The organism is Maribacter hydrothermalis (genome assembly GCF_001913155.1).
Taxonomy (GTDB): domain Bacteria; phylum Bacteroidota; class Bacteroidia; order Flavobacteriales; family Flavobacteriaceae; genus Maribacter; species Maribacter hydrothermalis.
Map to the genome: position 1 here is coordinate 4,219,963 of NZ_CP018760.1, position 22,586 is coordinate 4,242,548.

Sequence of the window (22,586 nt, forward strand, 5' to 3'; positions counted from 1 at the left end):
CCTTAGATTTTCATCTACTCAAGCAATTTCTTTGAATAAATTACATTTTTTTATAATCTCAATTCTTCTAATTATTACGGGTTGCTCGGATATTGAACAATCTAAAAAGGACAATCAAATTAGTCCCCCAACAGATAGTATCTCTTATTATCTTAATGAAGGTAAAAACTTAGATAATTCAACTGATAAAAAGTTAATTTTTTTACACAAAGCCTACCTTTCTGCCATTGAGGCAAATACGGACTCCTTAAAAGGAAAATATTTGTCATTTCTTTCTTTAAATTTTCCTTGGGTCCAGGACAGTGCTTTATATCGTAAGTTAAATAAGCAAACGATAGCTATAAATTACAAATTAAAAGATTCTTTGGCGTTAGGAAATGCCTATTGGGATTTAGGTTTTTTTTTAGAAAATAAATCAGTAAAAGATAGTGCATTTTTCTATTATTCAGAAGCCCAAAAAATATTTCAGTATATTGACAACAAATCTTCGTCTGGCCAATTGTTACTCAATATGGCGACAATTCAAATGCAAATAAAAGATTATACCGGCGGGGAAGCAACTACTATTAAGGCAATAGAACAATTTAAATTAGTAAACGATTATTTGCAATTACATAACGCCTACAACCTACTTGGTATTATATTAGGTGATTTAGGCGATTATAAAAAGTCCTTATCGTATTATAATGATGCTTTGTTTTATTTAAAGAAAGTCTCTTACAGTTCTATTGATGAAGCAAGAATTATCAATAATATTGGAGTAATCTACAGAAAAAATAAACAATATCCTTTAGCCATTGAAAATTTTAAAAAGGTTGTAACTATTGATAGTATCCTTTTAAAGGACCCAAGTTTATATGGGCGTGCTCTTAGCAACCTAGCTACCGCTAAGCTTTACAATAAAGATACCACAGGTATTAAAGAATTATTCAACGAAACCATAAAAATAAAAAGTAAAGAAAATGAAATAGGGAGTTTAGCATCTACTTACTATAGTTTAGCTGAATATAATGCTTATGCAAATGATACTATTGAAGCAATTTTAAATGCCAAAAATGCAGAAAAATTATCAATGGGAAGCAGCTCAAATGAGTTATTATTAGAAACATGGCAATTATTATCCCTTTTGGAAAAAGAAAATGCTGACGAATATTTTAAAAAATACACAACCCTAAATGATAGTCTTCAAAAAGAAGAACGTAAAATACAGAATAAATTTGCCCGTATTCGTTTTGAAACTGATGAATTTATTGCCGAAAATGTGGAGTTAACCGATGAAAAAGAAGTCTTATCCAAGCAAAAACAACTATGGATAGGTATTGCCGCTGGTTTTTTTCTTTTAGGTTTATCAATTTACATTATCATTAATCAACGCGCCAAAAACCAAAAACTCCGTTTTGACCAGCAACAACAAGCAAATAATCAAGAAATTTTTAATTTAATGTTAACCCAAAAACAAAAGGTCGATGAGGTTAAGCGTTTAGAACAGAAAAGAATTTCAGAAGAATTACATGATGGTGTTTTAGGAAAAATGTTGGGTGCCCGTATGGTATTAACCGGGTTAAATAAAAGGTCTACAGAAGAAGCAATACAAGAAAAAACAAAAGCATTAGGCTCATTACAAGAAATAGAACATGAAATACGCTCTATTTCGCATGAGTTAAGCCATAGTGCTTATCAAAAAATAACCAATTTTACCGATTCTATTGACGCATTACTAGCAAACCATAATAAGAATATGAATATTGAGACCTTTTTTCATTATAATGATGATGAAAACTGGGATAGCCTAGAGGGTGCTATTAAAATAAATGTCTACCGAATTATTCAAGAAACCTTTCAGAACGCCATAAAACATGCCAATTGCTCCAGTTTTGAAATAACATTTTATAGAAATGATGACATTTTTAATGTTATTATGAGTGATAACGGACGTGGATTTAATGTTAATAAAGGTAAAAAAGGCATTGGTCTTAGAAACATAACATCAAGAATAAATAAGCTAAATGGTACTTTTCAAGTAGATTCAAGTGAAAACAGCGGTACAACTATTAACCTACAAATACCACTAAAAAAAGAATCATATATTTCTTCAGATAATAATGCACAAATAAAAAACGTTTAGTACATTACGATAGATTCTAATAATGGATATGAACACGGTACGGATTTTAGCTGTAGATGATCACGAGATGACGACTTTAGGGTATAAGTATATTCTTGAAGATTCAGAATTCTCTGGCTTTAACGTAAAAGTTGAAATAGCAAAAAGCTTTGAAAAAGGAAAAATTAAAATTGAAACATCTAAGCGGGCTATTCCATACGACATTATACTTTTGGACATTCAACTATTTTCTCCAGAATCTAAAGACCAAAGAACAGGTATTGATTTAGGTATTATTGCCAGAGCTGAAGTACCAGATTCTAAAGTAGTTTTCATGTCTTCTTATAGTGATAATTTTAGAATTAATAATATTTTTAAAACGGTAAACCCAGATGGCTATATGGTAAAATCTGAAATAGATGAAATGTCCCTAAAAGCCATGGTAGAAACCATCTCAAATAATTCTCCTTATTATACTGCGAGTGCTCTTTCTGCTATACGTAGAAGAATGTCAAGTGATATTATTATTGATGAGCAAGACCAAAAAATTCTTTACCATTTATCCCAAGGAATACACACAAGGGATATAGCCCCATTAATTGGCTCAGCAAATACTACTGTTGAAGCAAGAAAGAGACAATTAAAGGCTCTTTTTCATGTTAAAAACGGAAATGACCTTGCTCTTATAAATGAAGCCAAAAATAGAGGCTTTTTATAAAAATTATTCCAATTTACAATGTACTGATAATCAGTGTATTAAAAATTAACGTTTTATTTTATAATAATCTCCTCCAATATTCTAAGGTAATCCTAGGTCTATACACAGCGTAATAAAAGTATCTTTATGTATGTAGAATACATATAAAACACACTTTTATGCCCTTTAATATTGAAAATTTTATTAAAAATTCTTTGATAAATATAGATTTTACCAAAGAAATAATTGGCATAGATTATTTCTTAAAATCGTTAGAATATCATTATTTTTCTGCGGTAAAGCTAAAAAGTAAAACCTGTACTTCGGATTCTATTCATTTAGTTTTGGAGATGACTTGCAATTTAGACTTGCTAGAATTGTTTTCTCATTTTAGTACGGATCGATGGGGTAATAACATTAAAAATGATTCTCCATTAGAATACTGTTTAAACATTTTAGACGCCAACAACGATTATAACATTGATATTGAAGAGCTTACAATTTCTTTAAACGATACTAGTATTGTTATAAAAAGAATTTACAACAAGAGCATACCCACGCAATTAAATGAAATTATAAAACAAATTGCCTGTAATTATGTGTTTTTAACTAGAGGATTAACACAAAAGCCCTATGAAATTTTTGTCCCTATTTACGAGGATAATATAGAAGATTGCGAATTAGACCGTCATTCAATAGAACTTACCCCTAACTCCTATTTTGAATATTGGGGTATTTATTTAGATAAAGATGACGAAGCTTCTATATACCATGTAAATAGAAATACTTATGTAAGTGGTGATCTAGAATTTTTAACGGAGTAAAAAAACCAATTTTTAATTATGCATTAAAAATTGGTCTCGTTTTCATCATCTCATTTACCTTACCCCTAACTTCTTTAATTATGGTTTGGTTTTCAGGATTTACAATTACCTGATCAATAAATTCGACTACTTTTTCCATATCGCTTTCTACTAAGCCTCTCGTGGTAATAGCTGCCGTTCCAAACCGAATACCAGAAGTTACAAAAGGAGATTTATCATCAAAAGGAACCATATTCTTATTAGCAGTAATATCTGCAAGTACTAAAGCTTTTTCAGCATCTTTTCCCGAAATATCTTTATTCCTTAAATCAATAAGCATCATGTGGTTATCCGTACCGTCAGAAATAATATTATAACCTCTTTTCACAAATGCTTTTGCCATTGCATCTGCATTCTTTTTTACTTGTGATATATACGTAGCGTATGATTCTGTCAAAGCCTCACCAAATGCAATTGCTTTACCGGCAATAACATGTTCTAAAGGTCCACCTTGATTTCCTGGAAATACTGCCAAATCTAATAATGCTGACATTTTTCTTAGATTTCCATTTTTTAAAGTAATACCAAAAGGGTTATCAAAATCTTCACCCATTAATATCAATCCTCCCCTTGGACCTCTAAGGGTTTTATGCGTAGTTGTAGTAACTATATGACAATGAGGAATTGGATTAGTTAATAAACCTTTGGCAATAAGACCTGCTGGGTGAGAAATATCTGCAAGTAAAATAGCATTAACACTATCGGCTATTTTACGAAAACGTTCAAAGTCCATATCTCTGGAGTATGCTGATGCCCCAGCTATAATTAATTTTGGCTTCTCTTTAGTAGCTACTTCTTGAATTTTATCATAATCTAATCGCCCGGTTTCTTTATCCACACCGTAAAACACCGGGTTGTATAATCTACCTGAAAAATTCACTGGTGAACCATGAGTTAAGTGACCCCCATGAGATAAATCAAATCCTAGTATTTTATCACCCGGTTGCAAGCAAGCATGGTATACAGCTGCATTAGCTTGAGACCCGGAATGCGGTTGAACGTTTGCATAGGCTGCGCCAAAAAGCTCTTTAGCCCTATCTATAGCTAGTTGCTCCACTTTATCCACAACTTCACAACCACCATAGTATCTTTTACCTGGATAACCTTCTGCATACTTATTGGTAAGAACAGAACCTTGTGCTTCCATTACTTGTGGACTCGTAAAATTCTCAGAAGCTATTAACTCAATTCCATTAATTTGGCGTTGTCTTTCCTCTTCTATAAGATTAAAAATTGTAGTGTCGCGTTGCATGTTGCTATTTCTTTTAAATAAGTCGCAAAAATACAAATAAGAGACCTTATGGAGATTAAAAAATTATAGAATAGCATAACTTTTTTATTAAAATAAGTTAATAACTTCTAGCTAAGAGATTCCCATAAAATAAAGCCATATAGTGCCGTTAATCAAAAATATACTATTCCCAAAGCCTCAACGTTATGTTTAAAGTCATTTATGGCACGGCTGTTGAAATAGCTATATTAAATTCTTAAAATATAATAGACATGAAAAAAATTCTACTATTAAGTTTTATAGGCTTGCTACTATCTTGTAGTGGAGTTAAGAAAACACAGGAAGCACTTAATTCTGGTAATTACATGGCTGCCATTAATAAGGCGGTTATGAATATTGCCGAAAATAAGACCAAAAAAAGTAATCAGACATACATTATTCTTCTTGAAGAAGGTTATCGTAAGAATACCGAAAGAGAATTACAGAATATTAAATTCCTAAAAAAGGATGGTAATGCTGCCAATTATGAAGAAATTTATGATGCCTATGGCCGTTTAAAGTCTATACAAGAACGTATACGTCCTTTATTACCTTTATATATACAAGATGAAAATAGAAAAGCACAATTCAATTTTAAAAATTATGACGATGATTTAATTGCTGCTAAGTCAAATCTTTCTGAATTTTTATATAACAAAGCAACAACTTTACTTAAAGATGCTAATTATAAATTAGATTACAGAAATGCCTATAATGATCTTAAATATTTGGAAGAAATAAACCCAAATTATAAAGATGTTACTTCAAAAATAGATGAAGCATATTTAAAGGGGTTGGATTATGTTATTGTTGAAATGACAAACAATACTGATAAAATAATACCTAAAAGACTAGAAGACGAGCTTTTAAACCTTAATACCTATGGTTTAAACTCTAACTGGACACAATATCATACCAACAGAATTCAAAATCAATTGTATGACTATCAAATGGAAGTTTCTTTTCAAGATATAAACATTTCTCCAGAACAGATTAACGAAAAACAAATTAGTAAGGAAAAGCAGATAAAAGATGGGTATACTTTTGTTGAAGACCGCAACGGAAATGTTGTTTCAGATAGCTTAGGAAATAGTATAAAAATTGATAAATTTAAAACTGTAAAATGTGATTTCTATCAATTTACACAATTTAAAAGTGCTCAAGTTACAGGCGTCGTAAATTTTATAGATTTAAAAAAGCAGCAAAAAATAAACCAATACCCGTTGACAAGTCAGTTTGTTTTTGAGCATATTTATGCCAATTACGATGGAGACAAAAGAGCATTAGATAATGATTTAGTTTCGCTTTTACAATTAGCAAAAGTACCTTTTCCAAGTAATGAACAAATGGTCTATGATGCAGGCGAAGATTTAAAGAACAATTTAAAGCGTATTTTAAATAATCAAAGTTTTAATTAATTAGAAAGCCCCAAATAACGGGGCTTTTTTTATACATATTGCTCTAATTCGATATCTGATATTGCTCCATGAGAATCGTGCATTACCACTACCCCATTTTTAATGATCAAGAGTTGTGGAGACTGGTGCATTACTCCAAACTCAGATGCAACCGCATTAGAAACACCTCTATTTGCCAGTAAATCTAAAAAGTAAAAGTCCATTTGTCCATTTTCTAGGCTATAACTACTTTTAAACATATTTAACACCATTCTACTAATTCCACAACTTGTAGAATGTTTAAAAATGACTTGCGCTCTAGTAATAGAATCCTTCTTAATTTCTTCAAATTGCTCCGCAGATGTTAAAGGCCTCCATGGAATACTATTATCTTCCTTACCCTTATCATTCTTCGCCCCTCCAAAAATTCCTCCAAATAATCCCATAAATTCTTTAAATTAATAGTATAATTCAATTCATTACAACTGCCTATATGACAGTTATTTTTATTATATTAATGTCATTTTGTCTTGCAATCTTAAATGGTAAGATTATTGAATTAACACTGTCAAAAGTATTACAATAAACTAAAAATAAGAGAATGAATATAAATAATTTCACCATAAAATCACAGGAGGCTATTCAACAAGCCCAACTGATTGCCCAAAATTTGGGGCATCAACAAATTGAAAATGAACATGTTTTTAAAGCGCTTACTGAAGTAGAAGAAAATGTTATGCCTTTCTTGCTTAAGAAATTAGGCATTAACTTCTCTCTAATTCTTCAAATTTTAGAAAAAGAATTATTAACCTTCCCTAAAGTGGAAGGTGGAGACATACAATTTTCTAGAGAGGCAGGAAAAACGCTTAATGAAGCAAGTATTGTTGCTAAAAATATGGAAGATGAATATGTTTCCATTGAACACCTTTTTTTAGCCATCTTAAAATCGAAAAGTAAAATAGCCCAAATACTAAAGGATCAAGGTGCAACAGAAAAGCATTTAAATGCAGCTATAAAAGAACTTAGAAATGGCGATAAGGTTACTTCTCAAAGTGCAGAAGACAACTATAATTCACTTGAAAAATATGCCAACAACCTAAATAAACTTGCTGATAGTGGTAAGTTAGACCCTGTAATTGGCAGAGACGAAGAAATTCGTAGAATATTACAAATACTATCAAGACGAACCAAAAATAACCCAATTTTAGTAGGAGAGCCTGGCGTAGGTAAAACGGCTATTGTCGAAGGTTTGGCGCACAGAATTATACAAGGTGATATTCCTGAAAACCTTAAAGATAAGGTCATTTATTCTTTGGACATGGGTGCATTAATTGCTGGTGCTAAATACAAAGGAGAATTTGAAGAACGATTAAAAGCCGTTATTAAAGAGGTTGTTAGTGCAGATGGCAATATCATACTATTTATAGATGAAATACACACTTTAATAGGTGCCGGTGGCGGACAAGGAGCTATGGATGCCGCTAATATTCTTAAACCAGCTTTAGCAAGAGGCGAGTTAAGATCTATTGGTGCGACTACGCTTGATGAATACCAAAAATATTTTGAAAAAGATAAGGCATTAGAAAGAAGATTTCAAAAAGTAGTTGTTGATCAGCCAGATACTGAAAGTGCTATTTCTATCTTAAGAGGTATTAAAGATAAGTACGAGGCACACCATAAGGTTCGTATTAAGGATGAAGCCGTAATTTCTGCGGTAGAATTATCTCAGCGATACATAACCAATAGATTTTTGCCGGACAAAGCTATCGACCTAATGGACGAGGCGGCTTCTAAATTACGTATGGAAATAAATTCTAAGCCCGAAGAATTAGATGTTCTTGACCGTAAGATTATGCAAATAGAAATTGAAATCGAGGCAATTAAAAGAGAAAATGATAAGCAAAAATTACAGGTCTTAAATTTAGACTTAGCCAATATCAAAGAAGAGAGAAATGAAATTTTTGCGCAATGGGAAAGTGAAAAATCTGTTGTTGACAACATTCAACAAACAAAGTTAGCTATTGAAAACTATAAAACTGAAGCTGAACGTGCCGAACGAAATGGAGAATACGGTAAAGTTGCCGAACTGCGATATGGGAAAATAAAGGAAGCTCAAGAAAGTTTAACTAAATTACAGAACAATTTAAGCGCTCAGCAACATGCAGGCACACTAATTAAAGAAGAAGTTACTAGTGATGATATAGCAGAAGTAGTTGCAAAATGGACGGGTATACCAGTTACAAAAATGCTACAAAGCGAACGCGAAAAATTATTGAAACTTGAAAGTGTACTCCATAGGCGTGTTGTTGGTCAAGAAGAAGCCATTGAAGCTGTTTCCGATGCTATTAGAAGAAGTAGAGCCGGATTACAAGATTCCAAAAAGCCCATTGGCTCCTTCCTATTTTTAGGTACAACTGGAGTAGGTAAAACAGAATTAGCTAAAACCTTGGCATCTTATTTATTTGATGATGAGAATGCAATGACCAGAATTGACATGAGCGAATACCAAGAAAGGCATTCGGTAAGCAGATTGGTGGGAGCACCTCCAGGGTATGTTGGTTATGATGAAGGAGGACAATTAACCGAAGCGGTTAGAAGACGTCCGTACTCTGTTGTTTTGTTAGATGAAATTGAAAAGGCACACCCAGATACTTTTAATATTCTTCTGCAAGTTTTAGACGAAGGCAGATTAACGGATAACAAGGGTCGTGTTGCGGATTTTAAGAATACGATCATCATCATGACCAGTAATATGGGAAGTGATATCATTCAAGATACTTTTGAAAATGCCGTAGATGTTTACAGTGCAACTGAAGCTGCAAGGATTGAAGTACTAGGTTTATTAAAGAAAACAGTAAGACCAGAATTTATAAATAGAATTGATGACATTGTTATGTTTACTCCTTTAACCAAAGACAACATCAAAGAAATCGTAAAACTTCAAATTCAAAGTTTAAAGAAAATGTTAGACAATCAACAAATTACTTTGGATGCCACTGAAGAAGCTATCGATTATTTGGCAGAGAAAGGTTATGATCCGCAATTTGGTGCAAGACCTGTAAAAAGAACTATCCAGAAAGAAGTTCTGAACAATATGTCCAAAGCATTATTGAGCGGTGAAATTAAAGCTGATAGTGTTGTTTTACTAGATGCCTTTGACAATAATTTAGTGTTTCGAAATCAGGAAGATATTATGGCATAAAACCGTAAAAAGGTAGAAAAGCGTTCTTAATTACATTTAGAACGCTTTTTTTTATCAACAATATATACCATGCAGTATAGATTTTTTATATTCGCATAAAACAGTCCTATATGTCAACCAAAGCCGAAAGAACAACCGCATTCATTATAGAGACTGTAGCACCCGTTTTCAACAAACATGGTTATGTTGGTACTAGCATGAGTGACTTAACTAATGCTACCAACCTAACAAAAGGTGCTCTTTATGGTAATTTTGAAAATAAAGAGGCATTAGCTCTTTCCGCATTTGAGTTTAATAGAAATCTGCTTTTAACCGCAATTGACGAACATTTGTCCATAGATGGCAATGCCATCAATAAGATTAATAACCTTATAGAGTTTTACAAAAAGTACGATGTTTTTACCTTAAACATGGGAGGTTGCCCAATTTTAAATGTTGGAATTGACGCACAACATAATAATCGCTTATTGGCTGCAGCTGCTAAAGAAACTATAAAAGATATAGAAGGAAAAATTGCCCTAGTTTTTGAAAGTGGAATCAATAATGGTGAGTTTAAACTACCGGTATCTCCTTTACAATTTTCAAAACAACTATTTACTATAATACAAGGTGCTATTGCAATGGCTACCCTAACAAAAGACCGCAAATACTTATTAAACACAGTTACCTACCTAGATGTTCTAATTAAAAGAGAATTAAAATAAACAACCTCCATTAGTAATAATTAAGTTATATCAAATCACCAATTTAATTTAATATTCAATATATAATATCCTTTTAAAAAGAGGAATGATTTTGTTTTTACTTACAATTAAACCACCCTCACTTAAGATTTAATCTCCTAATTGTCAATTACTCTCCGGTAACTCTAAATATCCAAATCTTCTCGTTGTATTTACCGTTTAATCCAGAGTCTCTTGCTTCTCTCGCTTCTTTAATAGAAGTAAACTTAGCTAAATACACATAGTTATATTTGTTCAATTCTCTGTAGAATGATTTGGCATCAATACCTTTTTTCTTCATGTCGATCATAAATGCATCAAAGTATTTTTTAGTCCCAAATACATTTGCGATCAAATAATATCCAGGAGACAAAGCTCCTTCTTTTGCAACTTCCTCATATCTTTCTCCTGCCTTCGGTTTTACAACTTCATTCTTTAAAGCTAACTCCGCTTGTTTTCTCTCCGCTTCTGCCAAAGCTGCTTCACTTTCTGCTATTGAATCTTTTCTTTGTTGTTGAAGCAGCGCCACAGCTTCCGCTTCTTTACTTATAACTAAAGCTATAGAATCTTGTTTTCTTTGTTGTTCTAATGCTTTAGTCGCTGCTAATGCCTTTTCTGCATTTGCGTTTTCTATAGAATCACGTTTGCGCTTTATATCTCTTTTAGATTCTTTAATTGCAACATCGGCCTGCTTAGCTGCAATATCCAATGAGTCTTTTACTCTTTTAGCGTCAAGTTGCGCCAATCGTTCTTGTTTTTTTATTTCGCGTTCTAGTGCTAGTTTCTCAGCTTTCGATAGCTCCTCAGCTAGTGATTCTTTTTCAAGTAATTCTTCTTCTTTTTTATTCTCCTCAGCTGCAATTAATTGTTCTTCTAGCTTTTCTTCAGGTGTTTCTAATTTTCCTATTTTATATGAGGTTACTAATTCAAAAGATGGGTCCATTCCCTTCACATTGGAACTTGTACCTACTTCTACCAATGCCCCAATAGATAATCGTTTAAAGAAACGACCACCTATACCTCCAGATATTCCATAAAAGCTATTGTAACCTGCCTGAGCCCAATATTTATTCGTAGTCAGTAATGTTGTTAGCCCAACTTGATTATCTAAGCCGGGTATTGTTTTATAATATATTGATGGTCTCAATATTGAACTTTCATCTGTGCTAAGTACTGAGACAGGAAAATCATAACTTGCCAATGCTAAAAACATACGATCATCAGGGCTGGTATTACGTTCATTTGTACTGAAATTATAATCGAACAAATTTTCCGATACCAAACCTAAATTAAATCTATCGACACTAAGATTAATTCCTGGAGCCATTTGAATGATAAAATCATTAGGAATTGATGTTTGTATTGGATTAGGAATAAAAAAACGTTCATCAGCTAATTTTTGTTGATAAGCAAATAAATTAAGCCCAACCCCGAAAAATACATTTTCACTTAATTCTATATTATAGGCATAGTTTACTGCTGCACCTGTATTTAAAAAAACACCGGTATTATGTTGAAAAAAACCAACACCTGCTGAAGAAACCTCATTTAACCTAGTAGTGTAATTAAAAAATAATGAAGTAGGGTCTGCGTCATATATCTGCCATTGCCACCTAGCCCAAAGTGCCACGGAAGAAGGGTTATTACGATTTAAACTATATGAAGGATTAATTAAGCTGCTGTTGTATTCAGTAAGGTTCTGTTGCCTAAAATCAACAGGAAGCACAACTTCCTGAGCCTTAATACCTAGAACTACAAATCCAATAAGAAGTGCCCCACAAAATTTTTTCATATGCAAAAAAACAAAAAATAGACTATTTATAGTACTATTTTAAAGTAATTTTAGTTATTAAATTAATACAACTAACAATTTTTCATGAAAGCTATCAAATTTGTTCTTTTTATTCTGCTCTCCATTAGTCTTTCTTGTAAAGAAGAGCACCCAATAGGCACCGCAACAGATCAAACATCTATTTCTACATTTTATCTGATAAGACATGCCGAAAAAGATAGAAGTAACCCCAATGACAACGACCCTGAGTTAAACCAAAAAGGTTTAGGCAGAGCTATGCATTGGGCCGAAATATTGATTGATGTTGAGTTAGATGCCATTTATTCAACCGACTACAATAGAACTTCAATGACTGCAGCACCTACATCTGTTAAAAAGAATATAGATGTGCAATATTATGACCCAAGTACTATAGATATAACTCAATTTAAAGCGGATAATGTAGATAAAAAAGTTTTAATTGTTGGGCATAGTAATACTACACCAGAATTTGTAAATAAATTAATAGGTGAAGAAAAATATTCTTCAATTGATGATGGTGAAAATGGTACATTATTTATAGTACAAGTAGTGAATAATATACCAACAGTGAATAAGCTTATTTTTAACTGTAATTGTCCTGATTAATTTATAGCTGTTAAAATTTCGTTTTGCAATTATTTTTAAAAGTTTGACACATTCATTGAATTGTGCTTACTTTTGTTGTCAATGCAAAATACCATCAACATAAAGAATAAAAGGGCTCGTTTCGAATATGAGCTAATGGATAAATTTACGGCCGGCATAGTCTTAGCTGGGACTGAAATTAAAGCCATACGAGAAGGTCGTGCATCTATATCCGAGAGTTTCTGCGAGTTTAATGATAGGGATGAACTGTTTGTAATAAATATGCAAATTGACGAATATTCACATGCATCTCATTTTAATCACAAACCAAAAGCCGAAAGAAAATTACTTTTGCAAAGAAGAGAATTAAAGAAGTTAAGTAAAGAGGTTAAAGCATCTGGACTAACTATTGTTCCATTACGTGTATTTTTAAACGAAAGAGGACTTGCCAAAATGCAAATTGCATTGGCCAAGGGTAAAAAACTCTACGATAAAAGGGAAACAATGAAGGATCGTGATAATAAACGCGATCTTGACCGAATAAAAAAGAGCTTTAATAACTAGTTCTTATTTTCTAACAAGGGCACAAATCTAAAAGAACCGTACTCGGTCTTTGAAAATTCCATATTTGCGGTGCGCACAAAAAGTGTCATAATTTGTTCTTCAAATCCTATTGGAATTACGAGTCTTCCACCAACTTTTAATTGCGAAAGCAAGGCCTTTGGCACTTCAGGTGCTCCTGCAGTAACAATAATACGATCAAAAGGTGCTTGTTCCGGCAAACCCTTATAACCATCTCCAAAAATAAGCTTCTTAGGTCTGTAGCCCATTTTCTTAAAAAAAATATTGGTCTTTTTGAACAACTCTAATTGACGTTCAATAGAATAAACCTTAACCTTTAAATTTAAAAGAATTGCAGTTTGGTATCCGCTACCCGTTCCAATTTCCAAAACTTTATGACCCTCCTCTAATTGTAATAATTCGGTCTGAAATGCTACAGTGTATGGGTGGGAAATAGTTTGATTCGCAGCAATTGGAAATGCTTTATTTTGATACGCATGGCCTTCAAAACTGCTGTCCATAAATAAATGCCTTGGGATTTCACGAACGGCGTCAAGCACCTTTTTATCAGCAATACCCTTATCTATAAGTATTTGTGCTAAATGGTTTCGCATGCCGCGATGCTTAAAAGTATCTTTCAATGGTAGTCGGTTTGACTTTCAAAGTTAGTAAAGTTTTTTAACCATGGAAGACCTATGGAAAACTTAAATTAATAATTCTTAAAATTGAAATAACCCATAGGATAAAACTACCTAACTATGTGTATTTTTGAACAAAACGAAACAAATGTTAAAAGTTGGTGTTTTAGGAGCTGGGCATCTGGGTAAAATCCACCTTAGACTTCTAAATGAATCTAAAAACTATGAACTAGTTGGTTTCCACGATGCCAATAGTTCAAATGGAGAAAAAGTAAGTTCAGAATTTGGATATACTTATTACAATAACCTCGATGATTTAATTGATGCTGTTGACGTTGTTGATATCGTAACCCCTACTCTTTCTCATTACGAATGTGCAAAAAAATCAATTGAAAAAGGAAAACATATTTTCATTGAAAAACCAATAACACATACACTTGAAGAAGCAAACTCTTTACTTGAATTACAAGCTAAGTACAAGATTAAAGGTCAGGTTGGTCATGTAGAAAGATTTAACCCGGCATTTACAGCTGTAAAAAATGCTATAAAACAACCTATGTTTATCGAAAGTCATCGTTTGGCCGAGTTTAACCCAAGAGGAACAGATGTACCCGTAGTTTTAGATTTAATGATTCATGATATCGATGCAATTTTAAGCGTTGTTAATTCTGAAGTAAAACAAGTAAACGCAAGTGGTGTTTCTGTAATTAGTCAGTCCCCGGATATTGCGAACGCTAGATTAGAATTTGAAAATGGATGTGTAGCCAACTTAACGGCAAGCAGAATTTCTCTGAAAAATATGAGAAAATCGCGCTTTTTTCAAAAAGATGCTTATATCTCAGTAGATTTTCTAGAAAAAAAAGTAGAAGTAGTAAAAATGAAGGACGCTCCTAAAGAGCCAGGTGATTTTGATATGATTCTACAAAATGCAGAGGGAGTTAAAAAGCAGATTTATTTTGAGAATCCTTCAATAGAAACTAATAATGCCATTTTAGACGAGCTAAATTCTTTTGCGGACGCTATTAAAAATAATACAACACCAGTTGTGAGCTTAAAGCAAGGCACACAAGCACTAAAAGTTGCCTTACAAATTATATCAGCATTCAATCCAAAGAAAATATGAAAAATATAGCAGTTATTGGCGCAGGTACAATGGGAAATGGAATTGCCCATGTATTTGCCCAAAGCGGATTTCAAGTACATTTAATTGATGTTTCTAAAGAAGCTTTAGATAAAGGACTTGCCACAATTTCTAATAATTTAGATCGTATGGTGGCAAAAGAAAAAATATCGGTTGCCGATAAAGAAAGTACTCTATCCAATATTACCCTATTTACAGAATTAAAATCGGGAGTATCAAAAGTTGATTTAGCCATAGAAGCAGCAACTGAAAATGTAACTATTAAACTCAAAATTTTTAAAGAATTAGATGCTTTGTGCGGGCCTAATACACTTTTAGCATCAAACACTTCATCTATATCAATTACACAAATTGCAGCCGCTACTGGCAGGCCAGATAAGGTTATTGGCATGCATTTCATGAATCCTGTACCCATTATGCAACTTATTGAAATTATTCGTGGTTACAGTACTTCGGATTTGACCACTAAAACCATTATGGAGCTTTCTACTAAATTAGGAAAAACCCCTACAGAGGTTAATGATTATCCCGGTTTCGTTGCAAATAGAATTTTAATGCCTATGATTAATGAAGCAATTGAAACCCTTCATCATGGTGTAGCAGGCGTAAAAGAAATTGATACGGTAATGAAATTAGGAATGGCACATCCTATGGGCCCACTTCAATTAGCGGATTTTATAGGATTGGATATTTGTCTTTCTATTTTAAATGTTATGTATGACGGGTTTAAAAATCCTAAATACGCTCCATCACCCTTATTAATTAATATGGTTATGGCCGGTAAAAAAGGAATTAAATCGGGTGAAGGATTTTACGATTACACCGAAAGTAAAAAGGCAGAAAATGTAGCCAACCAATTTAAAAATTAGTGTCGTAATAAATTTTACCAATGTCTATAAAAGAAAATTTTTCATCTGTTCTAAAAACTATTCCAAATTCAGTGACCTTGGTTGCCGTATCTAAAACGAAACCCTTATCAGATATTCAACAAATATATGATGAGGGTCAACGCATTTTTGGTGAAAACAAAGTTCAAGAAATGACGGAAAAATGGGAAAAAATGCCAAAAGATATAGAATGGCATATGATAGGCCATTTACAAAGAAACAAAGTAAAATATATGGCAGAATTTGTTTCTTTAATACATGGTGTTGACAGCCCTAGGTTACTTTCAGAAATTAACAAACAGGCCAAAAAACATAATCGAACTATTTCCTGCCTTTTACAGGTACATATTGCGGAAGAAGATACTAAGTTTGGTTTCGATGAAGATGAGCTAATTGCTTTAGTCAATAATAACGAGTTTAAAGAATTTAAAAACGTTAAACTATTAGGCTTAATGGGCATGGCTACCTTTACAGATAACATGAGTCAAGTAAGGCGAGAATTCAAAAATCTGAAATCTTTATACTCAAAATTAAAAAACAGCTATCCTGACTTCTCCACTTTATCTATGGGCATGAGCGGTGATTATCGAATTGCACTAGAAGAAGGTAGTACTATGGTGCGTATAGGAAGTAGTATCTTTGGATCAAGAAACTAACAAAACAGCTGCTCCTACTTAATAAATCAGATTTGTATAGATGTACGCAATTTTAGATATAGAAACTACAGGCGGAAAATTTAATGAAGAAGGTATTACAGAAATTGCTATTCATAAATTTGATGGTCAAAAAGTAATTGACAAGTTTATAAGCTTAGTAAATCCTGAAAAGGAAATTCAACCTTTTGTTGTAAAGCTTACAGGCATAAATAGTAAAATGCTGCGTACGGCACCAAAGTTCTTTGAAGTTGCAAAACGAATTATTGAAATTACCGAAGACACCGTTTTAGTAGCACATAATGCACAGTTTGACTATAGAATATTAAGAACAGAATTTAGACGTTTGGGTTATAATTTTGAACGTAAAACTTTATGTACTGTAGATCTATCAAAAATATTGTTACCCGATGCAGAATCGTATAGTCTAGGAAAGCTGGTAAGGTCATTAGGTATACCCGTTAGTGACCGTCATAGAGCAAATGGTGATGCTTTGGCTACTGTAAAACTATTTAAACTTTTATTAGCTAAAGATTCCGAGAAAATAATTATTAAGGATACCATAAGAAAAGAAACACAAGGCGAACTTTCTGAAAAACAATTAGATATTGTAAGAGAATTGCCTAACGAAACCGGTGTTTTCTATTTACACAATAAAGACGGTGACATCATTTATTTAAGTAAAACGAGTGATATTAAAAAGAAGGTCAATCAAATCTTTACAAAAACAAACGATAAGGCAAAAAAACTTACCAAAGAAACTAAAAAAGTCACTTTCGAACGCACCGGCAATGAACTGGTCGCTATTTTAAAAGAACACGAAGAACTATTAAAGCTAAGGCCTAAGTATAGTAATATCCCTAACAAGAGAATGTACAGCCATGCATTGTGCAAACATGAAAATGAAAACGGGTATTTTGCTTTGCGTATAAAACCATTTCGCGAGTGCAAAGAACCGCTAGGCCTTTTTAATGGTGTATTTAGCGGAAAAAATTATCTCTTTAAACTAACTAAAGAATATAATTTATGCGAAAAAATAAATGGTATTAGTGAAGCACGTAATAATTGCTCTGGCTATGACGAAGGTACTTGTAAAGGAGCATGTATTAAAAAAGAAGACGCATTTGCTTATAATAATAGAGTATTAACTGCAGTTTCTAAAAATAATTTTCTCGGTAAAAAAGTTTTGCTTATTGACAAAGGTCGAGAAGTAGGCGAACAAAGTGCTATTTTACTTAAAAATGGGTCACTTGTTGGCTTTGGTTTCTATGATCTTAACTATCAAATAAATAATATTCATATCTTAGAAAGTATAATTACTCCAATGAACGGCACTAGAGATATCAATTTTTTGATAGAATCTTATTTAAGAAAGAAAAGAATAGTAAAAGTAATTGAATTAAACGACTAGTTTGAAAGAAGAAGATAAACTATCAGTATGGAAAAATAAACTTCATGAAATTATTTATGAGGCTGATACACCAATGGGAAAATTATTCGATATAATTTTATTCTTCATTATTATTTTTAGTGTTATACTTATTATGCTTGAAAGCGTTAAATCTATTGACGCAGAATATCACCAAATATTATTTGTTCTTGAGTGGGTTGTAACTATTTTCTTTACTATAGAATATATTGCTCGAATAATATGCATAAAAAAACCTACCCAATACATTTTTAGCTTTTATGGTATAATCGATTTCTTATCCACCATACCTTTATATATCTCCTATATTTTTGCTGGCTCACAAGTTTTATTGGCAGTACGTGCTTTTAGGTTATTAAGAGTATTTCGAATTCTAAAACTCGTTCAATTTTTAGGAGAAGCGTCTCAATTAAAAAGGGCACTAAGAGCAAGTAGAGCTAAAATTACCGTATTTCTTTTTGCTGTATTAATAGCTTCTGTAATGATGGGAACTTTAATGTATTTAATTGAAGGTGACGAAGCCGGCTTTACTAGTATTCCTACAAGTATTTATTGGACAATAGTAACCTTAACAACCGTAGGTTACGGCGATATTGCACCAATAACTCCACAAGGGCAAGCGATTGCTACTATAATTATGCTTTTAGGTTATGGTATAATAGCCGTACCAACTGGTATGGTCACCGCTGAATTTGCAAGACAAAATAAGGAAAGGACTGGCGAAAGTTCAGGAAATAGATATGTGCATGTAAATACTCAATCTTGCCCTACTTGTAGTAAGGAAGGTCATAGAGATGATGCTACTCATTGTTATAACTGCGGATCTATACTAAATGAATAAAATTCTCATCTCAGTTGTAGGTCCTACGGCAATTGGTAAAACTAAATTAGCTATTTTACTAGCACAGCATTTTAAAACTGAAATTATTTCTGCTGATTCTAGACAGTTTTTTACAGAAATGAATATTGGTACTGCAGTACCAAATTTGGATGAGCTATCGCAAACAAAACATCATTTTATACAACATAAGAGTATTACTGAACAGTATACGGTCGGTGATTTTGAACGAGAAGCTATTCAAAAATTATCTGATATATTTAAAGTACATGATGTGGTAATTATGGTTGGTGGTAGCGGGCTCTATGTTAATGCTGTTACGGATGGGCTGAACAACTTCCCTAATGTAGACCCTTCTATTCGCGAAAACTTAAATACAGAACTAGCCGAGAATGGTATTGAAGCTTTACAAATGAAATTAAAGCAACTAGATCCTGTATATTTCGAAAAGGTAGATATCTACAATCCCCAGAGGGTAATCAGAGCATTAGAAGTTACCATTGGTAGTGGCTCGGCTTATTCATCGTTTCTAAACAAACCAAAAGCGGAAAGAGCATTCAAGGTTTTATCTATTGGGTTAAAAGCCGAAAGACCTTTAATCTATGAACGCATAAATCATCGTGTTGACCTTATGGTTGAATCCGGACTTTTAGATGAGGCTAAAAACTTAATTAAATACAAAGACTACAATGCTTTACAAACTGTTGGATACAAAGAGCTATTTAAATATTTTGATGGTGAATGGAAATTAGATTTCGCCATATCTGAAATAAAGAAAAACACACGAAGATTTGCCAAAAGACAACTCACCTGGTTTTTAAGAAATAAGGACACCAAATGGGTTGAACATGATTATAACCCTAAGGCTCTTTTACCAGAAATTGACAATGAAATTTTAAATTTAAAACATGGTTAAAAAACAAATATTATTCGTCATGGGTGTTTCTGGGAGTGGTAAATCTACTATAGGAAAACTATTAGCCGAAAAATTAAATATTCCTTTTTTTGATGGAGACAACTTTCATCCCGAAGCTAATGTAAAAAAAATGAGTGAGGGTAAACCGCTAAACGATAATGATCGCCAAGGCTGGTTAGAATGTTTAAACAAAGTTGCAATTGAAAATATTTCGACAGGTGCTGTCATTGTATGTTCTGCTTTAAAAGAAAGGTATAGAAATATCCTAGGCCAAAACCTAGAAGGCAAACATCAAATAATTTATTTAAATGGAAGCTTTGAACTTATAAGCAATCGTTTAAATAAACGTAAAAATCATTTTATGCCAAAAGGCTTATTGCAATCTCAATTCGATACGCTAGAAATACCAACAAATGCAATCAGTATTTCCATTGAACAAGCACCAGATGATATTGTAAATAACATTATTAATAAACTATAAAAACAAAAAAGCATCTCTATGAGATGCTTTTTTAATAATATAGATTAAACTAAACTTTATTCTCCTTCGGTCTTTATTACTAAACGGAAACCTTCTCCATGAATATTCAAAATTTCCACCGAATCGTCAACTTTTAAATACTTACGTAGTTTTGCAATATAAACATCCATACTACGCGATGTAAAATAATTGTCATCTCTCCAAATTTTTGTTAATGCCAATTCTCGTGGCATTAAATCATTTTCATGTAAAGCTAACAAACGCAATAGCTCGTTTTCTTTTGGAGATAATTTTATAGCCTCGTTGTCCTTATACTTAAGAAATCTTAATTTAGAATTTAAATGGAATCCACCTATGGTAAATTCAAATTTCTTACTATCGGCTAAGCCATTAGAAGCCTTTCTTAGTAGAATTGCTTTCAATTTCATTAGCAATACTTCCGAATCAAAAGGTTTATTTAAATAGTCATCTGCACCAGCCTTATATCCTTTCAATACATCTTCCTTCATTGTTTTGGCCGTTAGAAAAACAATTGGGACATTTTCATTTTTTTCTCTAATTTCTTTTGCTAAGGTAAAACCATCTTTATATGGCATCATTACATCCAAAATACAGATATCAAAATTATCTTTTTTGAATTTTTCAAAACCTTCCATTCCATTTTTCGCCAATGTAACGTCGAAGTCATTCATTGACAAATAATCTTTCAATACTATCCCAAAATTTGGGTCATCCTCTACTAAAAGTATTTTCTTATTTATTGTTTCCATAATTTTTATATTAACGGCAGTTTGATGTAAAATGTACTTCCTTTTCCTTTTTCACTTTCGGCATAAACTTCGCCTTGGTGGTCTTCTACTATTTTTTTAACGTAAGAAAGCCCTAATCCATGTCCCTTAACATTGTGTATATCTCCAGTGTGTTCTCGATAGAATTTTTCAAATACTTTCTTCACAACACCTTTGCTCATACCGGCACCCTGGTCTTGAACTTTTATTATTATATTATTTTTTGCACGTTCTGTAAAAACATCAATTTTTGGTGCTTCATTAGAATATTTAATTGCATTGTCTAACATATTCACGATTACATTTGTAAAATGCATTTCATTTGCTAAAACTTCCGACCTTTCAGAATCTAAATGCGTATGTATATATCCGCCTCTATCATCAACAATTAGTTGTACATGTGTTATAGCATCTTCTATTATGTCGTGAATATCAACCCTATCCTTACTAATATCCAACTGATTCTTTTCAAGCTTTGAAATACGTAGCACATTTTCTACTTGGGCATGCATTCGTTTATTTTCTTCTCGAATCATTTGCAAATACCGTAATACTTTCTCTTGATCCACAATTATCTTTGGATTTTTAATAGCCTCGACCGCTAAATTTATTGTTGCTATTGGCGTTTTAAATTCATGCGTCATATTATTTATAAAATCTGTTTTTATTTCAGATATCTGCTTTTGACGAATTAATTGATAAATTGCTCCAGCGTAGGCAACTACGATAATTATTGTGAACAATAATGACAATAATGCTAAACCAAGAATAGATTGAACCAAGAATCGTTTCTTCTTTGGAAATGAGATCAACAAATCAAAATTAGAAACTCCCTCATAGTCCACAAACATAGGCGACTTATAGATATTCGTTTCTGCGTATTTAAATCTATCCGATTTTATTTTTGTTGGCAGTCCATTGCTATAAACACCATACTCAAAATCAATATCTATACCCCTATTCTCTAATTCTCGTTGCAACAACAACTCTATTTCTTGTTTAGAAACCCGTTTATGAATTGGAACCCGTTTTGCGTGCACCATGAACATTTCTTCCATAGCGGCCTTTTCCATTTTATTAAGACCTCCAATTTTTTCTATACGTTGAATTGGTGTTAAGCGAAAAGAATTTCCTTCCAAGTCGAAATCTTCTTTAAAAATAGAAGTGGTTCGTTTGCTTGTGTAATTTTTTATAATGGTGGTATCAGCATCATCAATATTATCAAAGAACGTAGAAGATATTCCATAATCCTCTTCTAAAATACCGTGTTCGTACAGTAAAATTTCATTGGAATTTATGTCTCTATCAATGAAGAAAAAATTAGTTAACTGCGTTCCTTTTAACTCACCAATACTATCTTTAGCATCTAAATATCTATCGAAATAATTTTTAGTTTCTCTTTCTGAAATCTTATTGGTGACACTGTTCAATGCTTCTGAAACACTATTCGAGAATTGCTCCTCTTTATTATCTATAGATTTTGTAATCCAGAAACTTTGAACGAAAATCAGACCAATAAGAGAAAGGCTCATTAAAACTATTAAGAGCACAAATAACTTTTTGTTCATTGTCGATAAAATTAAAGATTTAACAGTTAGACA

21 protein-coding genes are annotated in these 22,586 nt (G+C 32.5%); 15 read left to right on the plus strand and 6 right to left on the minus strand.

The window, feature by feature from the left end:
- Positions 1 to 31 precede the first annotated feature (31 nt).
- The 3 genes from BTR34_RS18220 (at position 32) to BTR34_RS18230 (ending at position 3,625) form a co-directional block, all read left to right on the plus strand.
- Positions 32 to 2,125: a tetratricopeptide repeat-containing sensor histidine kinase gene (locus BTR34_RS18220; protein ID WP_068484671.1), complete on the plus strand. Its 2,094-nt coding sequence runs from the start codon at positions 32 to 34 to the stop codon at positions 2,123 to 2,125.
- Between the two features lie 28 nt (positions 2,126 to 2,153).
- Entirely contained in the window at positions 2,154 to 2,822 is a 669-nt protein-coding gene (locus BTR34_RS18225) for a response regulator (protein WP_068485010.1), read from the plus strand.
- Positions 2,823 to 2,980: 158 nt separating this feature from the next.
- Positions 2,981 to 3,625, plus strand: a complete 645-nt coding sequence (locus tag BTR34_RS18230) for a hypothetical protein (RefSeq protein ID WP_068484670.1) — start codon at positions 2,981 to 2,983, stop codon at positions 3,623 to 3,625.
- 16 nt (positions 3,626 to 3,641) lie between these two features.
- Here the strand turns inward: BTR34_RS18230 and glyA are convergent, their stop codons facing one another.
- Positions 3,642 to 4,916 (minus strand): serine hydroxymethyltransferase, encoded by a 1,275-nt coding sequence (gene glyA / locus BTR34_RS18235; protein WP_068484669.1) that lies wholly within the window; start codon positions 4,914 to 4,916, stop codon positions 3,642 to 3,644.
- Positions 4,917 to 5,167: 251 nt separating this feature from the next.
- Here glyA and BTR34_RS18240 point away from each other — a divergent pair, with 251 nt between their 5' ends.
- Entirely contained in the window at positions 5,168 to 6,352 is a 1,185-nt protein-coding gene (locus tag BTR34_RS18240; RefSeq protein WP_068484668.1) for a hypothetical protein, read from the plus strand.
- A 29-nt stretch (positions 6,353 to 6,381) separates the two neighbouring features.
- Here the strand turns inward: BTR34_RS18240 and ytxJ are convergent, their stop codons facing one another.
- Positions 6,382 to 6,777 (minus strand): bacillithiol system redox-active protein YtxJ, encoded by a 396-nt coding sequence (gene ytxJ, locus BTR34_RS18245; protein WP_068484667.1) that lies wholly within the window; start codon positions 6,775 to 6,777, stop codon positions 6,382 to 6,384.
- A gap of 155 nt (positions 6,778 to 6,932) precedes the next feature.
- Between ytxJ and clpB the strand changes: the two genes are divergently transcribed.
- Positions 6,933 to 9,533: an ATP-dependent chaperone ClpB gene (clpB, locus tag BTR34_RS18250; RefSeq protein ID WP_068484666.1), complete on the plus strand. Its 2,601-nt coding sequence runs from the start codon at positions 6,933 to 6,935 to the stop codon at positions 9,531 to 9,533.
- A 110-nt stretch (positions 9,534 to 9,643) separates the two neighbouring features.
- Positions 9,644 to 10,237, plus strand: a complete 594-nt coding sequence (locus tag BTR34_RS18255) for a TetR/AcrR family transcriptional regulator (RefSeq protein ID WP_068484665.1) — start codon at positions 9,644 to 9,646, stop codon at positions 10,235 to 10,237.
- A 148-nt stretch (positions 10,238 to 10,385) separates the two neighbouring features.
- On the opposite strand, the gene BTR34_RS18260 is transcribed toward BTR34_RS18255, so the two are convergent.
- A complete protein-coding gene (locus BTR34_RS18260; protein ID WP_068484664.1) occupies positions 10,386 to 12,047 on the minus strand; it encodes a PorP/SprF family type IX secretion system membrane protein in 1,662 nt (553 codons plus the stop codon).
- Between the two features lie 84 nt (positions 12,048 to 12,131).
- Here BTR34_RS18260 and BTR34_RS18265 point away from each other — a divergent pair, with 84 nt between their 5' ends.
- Positions 12,132 to 12,674, plus strand: a complete 543-nt coding sequence (locus BTR34_RS18265; RefSeq protein ID WP_068484663.1) for a SixA phosphatase family protein — start codon at positions 12,132 to 12,134, stop codon at positions 12,672 to 12,674.
- An 81-nt stretch (positions 12,675 to 12,755) separates the two neighbouring features.
- On the plus strand, positions 12,756 to 13,217 hold the full coding sequence (gene smpB / locus BTR34_RS18270; protein ID WP_068484662.1) for an SsrA-binding protein SmpB: 462 nt from the start codon (positions 12,756 to 12,758) through the stop codon (positions 13,215 to 13,217).
- Here the strand turns inward: smpB and BTR34_RS18275 are convergent.
- The gene (locus BTR34_RS18275; RefSeq protein ID WP_068484661.1) at positions 13,214 to 13,855 is read right to left on the minus strand and encodes a protein-L-isoaspartate(D-aspartate) O-methyltransferase; all 642 of its coding nucleotides are present in this window, start codon (positions 13,853 to 13,855) and stop codon (positions 13,214 to 13,216) included. The genes smpB and BTR34_RS18275 overlap by 4 nt on opposite strands.
- A gap of 145 nt (positions 13,856 to 14,000) precedes the next feature.
- Here BTR34_RS18275 and BTR34_RS18280 point away from each other — a divergent pair, with 145 nt between their 5' ends.
- Genes BTR34_RS18280 through BTR34_RS18310 form a run of 7 tightly spaced genes read left to right on the plus strand, consistent with a single transcriptional unit; the run spans position 14,001 to position 20,197 of the window.
- Entirely contained in the window at positions 14,001 to 14,975 is a 975-nt protein-coding gene (locus BTR34_RS18280; RefSeq protein WP_068484660.1) for a Gfo/Idh/MocA family protein, read from the plus strand.
- Positions 14,972 to 15,862, plus strand: coding sequence for a 3-hydroxyacyl-CoA dehydrogenase family protein (locus BTR34_RS18285; protein WP_068484659.1), 891 nt, complete (start codon positions 14,972 to 14,974; stop codon positions 15,860 to 15,862). The genes BTR34_RS18280 and BTR34_RS18285 overlap by 4 nt, the downstream gene beginning before the upstream one ends.
- 20 nt (positions 15,863 to 15,882) lie before the next feature.
- Positions 15,883 to 16,536, plus strand: a complete 654-nt coding sequence (locus BTR34_RS18290) for a YggS family pyridoxal phosphate-dependent enzyme (protein ID WP_068484658.1) — start codon at positions 15,883 to 15,885, stop codon at positions 16,534 to 16,536.
- 40 nt (positions 16,537 to 16,576) lie between these two features.
- Complete coding sequence (locus BTR34_RS18295) at positions 16,577 to 17,944, plus strand: exonuclease domain-containing protein (protein WP_068484657.1); 1,368 nt, start codon at positions 16,577 to 16,579, stop codon at positions 17,942 to 17,944.
- A 1-nt stretch (position 17,945) separates the two neighbouring features.
- Positions 17,946 to 18,803: an ion transporter gene (locus BTR34_RS18300; protein ID WP_068484656.1), complete on the plus strand. Its 858-nt coding sequence runs from the start codon at positions 17,946 to 17,948 to the stop codon at positions 18,801 to 18,803.
- Positions 18,796 to 19,716: a tRNA (adenosine(37)-N6)-dimethylallyltransferase MiaA gene (gene miaA / locus BTR34_RS18305; RefSeq protein WP_068484655.1), complete on the plus strand. Its 921-nt coding sequence runs from the start codon at positions 18,796 to 18,798 to the stop codon at positions 19,714 to 19,716. The genes BTR34_RS18300 and miaA overlap by 8 nt, the downstream gene beginning before the upstream one ends.
- Positions 19,709 to 20,197 carry a gluconokinase gene (locus BTR34_RS18310; RefSeq protein ID WP_068484654.1) on the plus strand — a complete coding sequence of 163 codons (489 nt, stop codon included), beginning with the start codon at positions 19,709 to 19,711 and terminating at the stop codon, positions 20,195 to 20,197. The genes miaA and BTR34_RS18310 overlap by 8 nt, the downstream gene beginning before the upstream one ends.
- 56 nt (positions 20,198 to 20,253) lie before the next feature.
- Here BTR34_RS18310 and BTR34_RS18315 read toward each other — a convergent pair whose 3' ends face one another.
- Positions 20,254 to 20,967 (minus strand): response regulator transcription factor, encoded by a 714-nt coding sequence (locus BTR34_RS18315; RefSeq protein WP_068484653.1) that lies wholly within the window; start codon positions 20,965 to 20,967, stop codon positions 20,254 to 20,256.
- A 5-nt stretch (positions 20,968 to 20,972) separates the two neighbouring features.
- Entirely contained in the window at positions 20,973 to 22,553 is a 1,581-nt protein-coding gene (locus BTR34_RS18320) for a sensor histidine kinase (protein WP_068484652.1), read from the minus strand.
- Positions 22,554 to 22,586 lie beyond the last annotated feature (33 nt).

Bases quoted from the DNA above. Each gene is read 5' to 3' on its own strand.
- BTR34_RS18225 (WP_068485010.1), top strand. From the start codon at position 2,154: ATGAACACGGTACGGATTTTAGCTGTAGATGATCACGAGATGACGACT.
- BTR34_RS18230 (WP_068484670.1), top strand. From the start codon at position 2,981: ATGCCCTTTAATATTGAAAATTTTATTAAAAATTCTTTGATAAATATA.
- glyA (WP_068484669.1), bottom strand. From the start codon at position 4,916: ATGCAACGCGACACTACAATTTTTAATCTTATAGAAGAGGAAAGACAA.
- BTR34_RS18240 (WP_068484668.1), top strand. From the start codon at position 5,168: ATGAAAAAAATTCTACTATTAAGTTTTATAGGCTTGCTACTATCTTGT.
- ytxJ (WP_068484667.1), bottom strand. From the start codon at position 6,777: ATGGGATTATTTGGAGGAATTTTTGGAGGGGCGAAGAATGATAAGGGT.
- clpB (WP_068484666.1), top strand. From the start codon at position 6,933: ATGAATATAAATAATTTCACCATAAAATCACAGGAGGCTATTCAACAA.
- BTR34_RS18255 (WP_068484665.1), top strand. From the start codon at position 9,644: ATGTCAACCAAAGCCGAAAGAACAACCGCATTCATTATAGAGACTGTA.
- BTR34_RS18260 (WP_068484664.1), bottom strand. From the start codon at position 12,047: ATGAAAAAATTTTGTGGGGCACTTCTTATTGGATTTGTAGTTCTAGGT.
- BTR34_RS18265 (WP_068484663.1), top strand. From the start codon at position 12,132: ATGAAAGCTATCAAATTTGTTCTTTTTATTCTGCTCTCCATTAGTCTT.
- smpB (WP_068484662.1), top strand. From the start codon at position 12,756: ATGCAAAATACCATCAACATAAAGAATAAAAGGGCTCGTTTCGAATAT.
- BTR34_RS18280 (WP_068484660.1), top strand. From the start codon at position 14,001: ATGTTAAAAGTTGGTGTTTTAGGAGCTGGGCATCTGGGTAAAATCCAC.
- BTR34_RS18285 (WP_068484659.1), top strand. From the start codon at position 14,972: ATGAAAAATATAGCAGTTATTGGCGCAGGTACAATGGGAAATGGAATT.
- BTR34_RS18290 (WP_068484658.1), top strand. From the start codon at position 15,883: ATGTCTATAAAAGAAAATTTTTCATCTGTTCTAAAAACTATTCCAAAT.
- BTR34_RS18295 (WP_068484657.1), top strand. From the start codon at position 16,577: ATGTACGCAATTTTAGATATAGAAACTACAGGCGGAAAATTTAATGAA.
- miaA (WP_068484655.1), top strand. From the start codon at position 18,796: ATGAATAAAATTCTCATCTCAGTTGTAGGTCCTACGGCAATTGGTAAA.
- BTR34_RS18310 (WP_068484654.1), top strand. From the start codon at position 19,709: ATGGTTAAAAAACAAATATTATTCGTCATGGGTGTTTCTGGGAGTGGT.
- BTR34_RS18315 (WP_068484653.1), bottom strand. From the start codon at position 20,967: ATGGAAACAATAAATAAGAAAATACTTTTAGTAGAGGATGACCCAAAT.
- BTR34_RS18320 (WP_068484652.1), bottom strand. From the start codon at position 22,553: ATGAACAAAAAGTTATTTGTGCTCTTAATAGTTTTAATGAGCCTTTCT.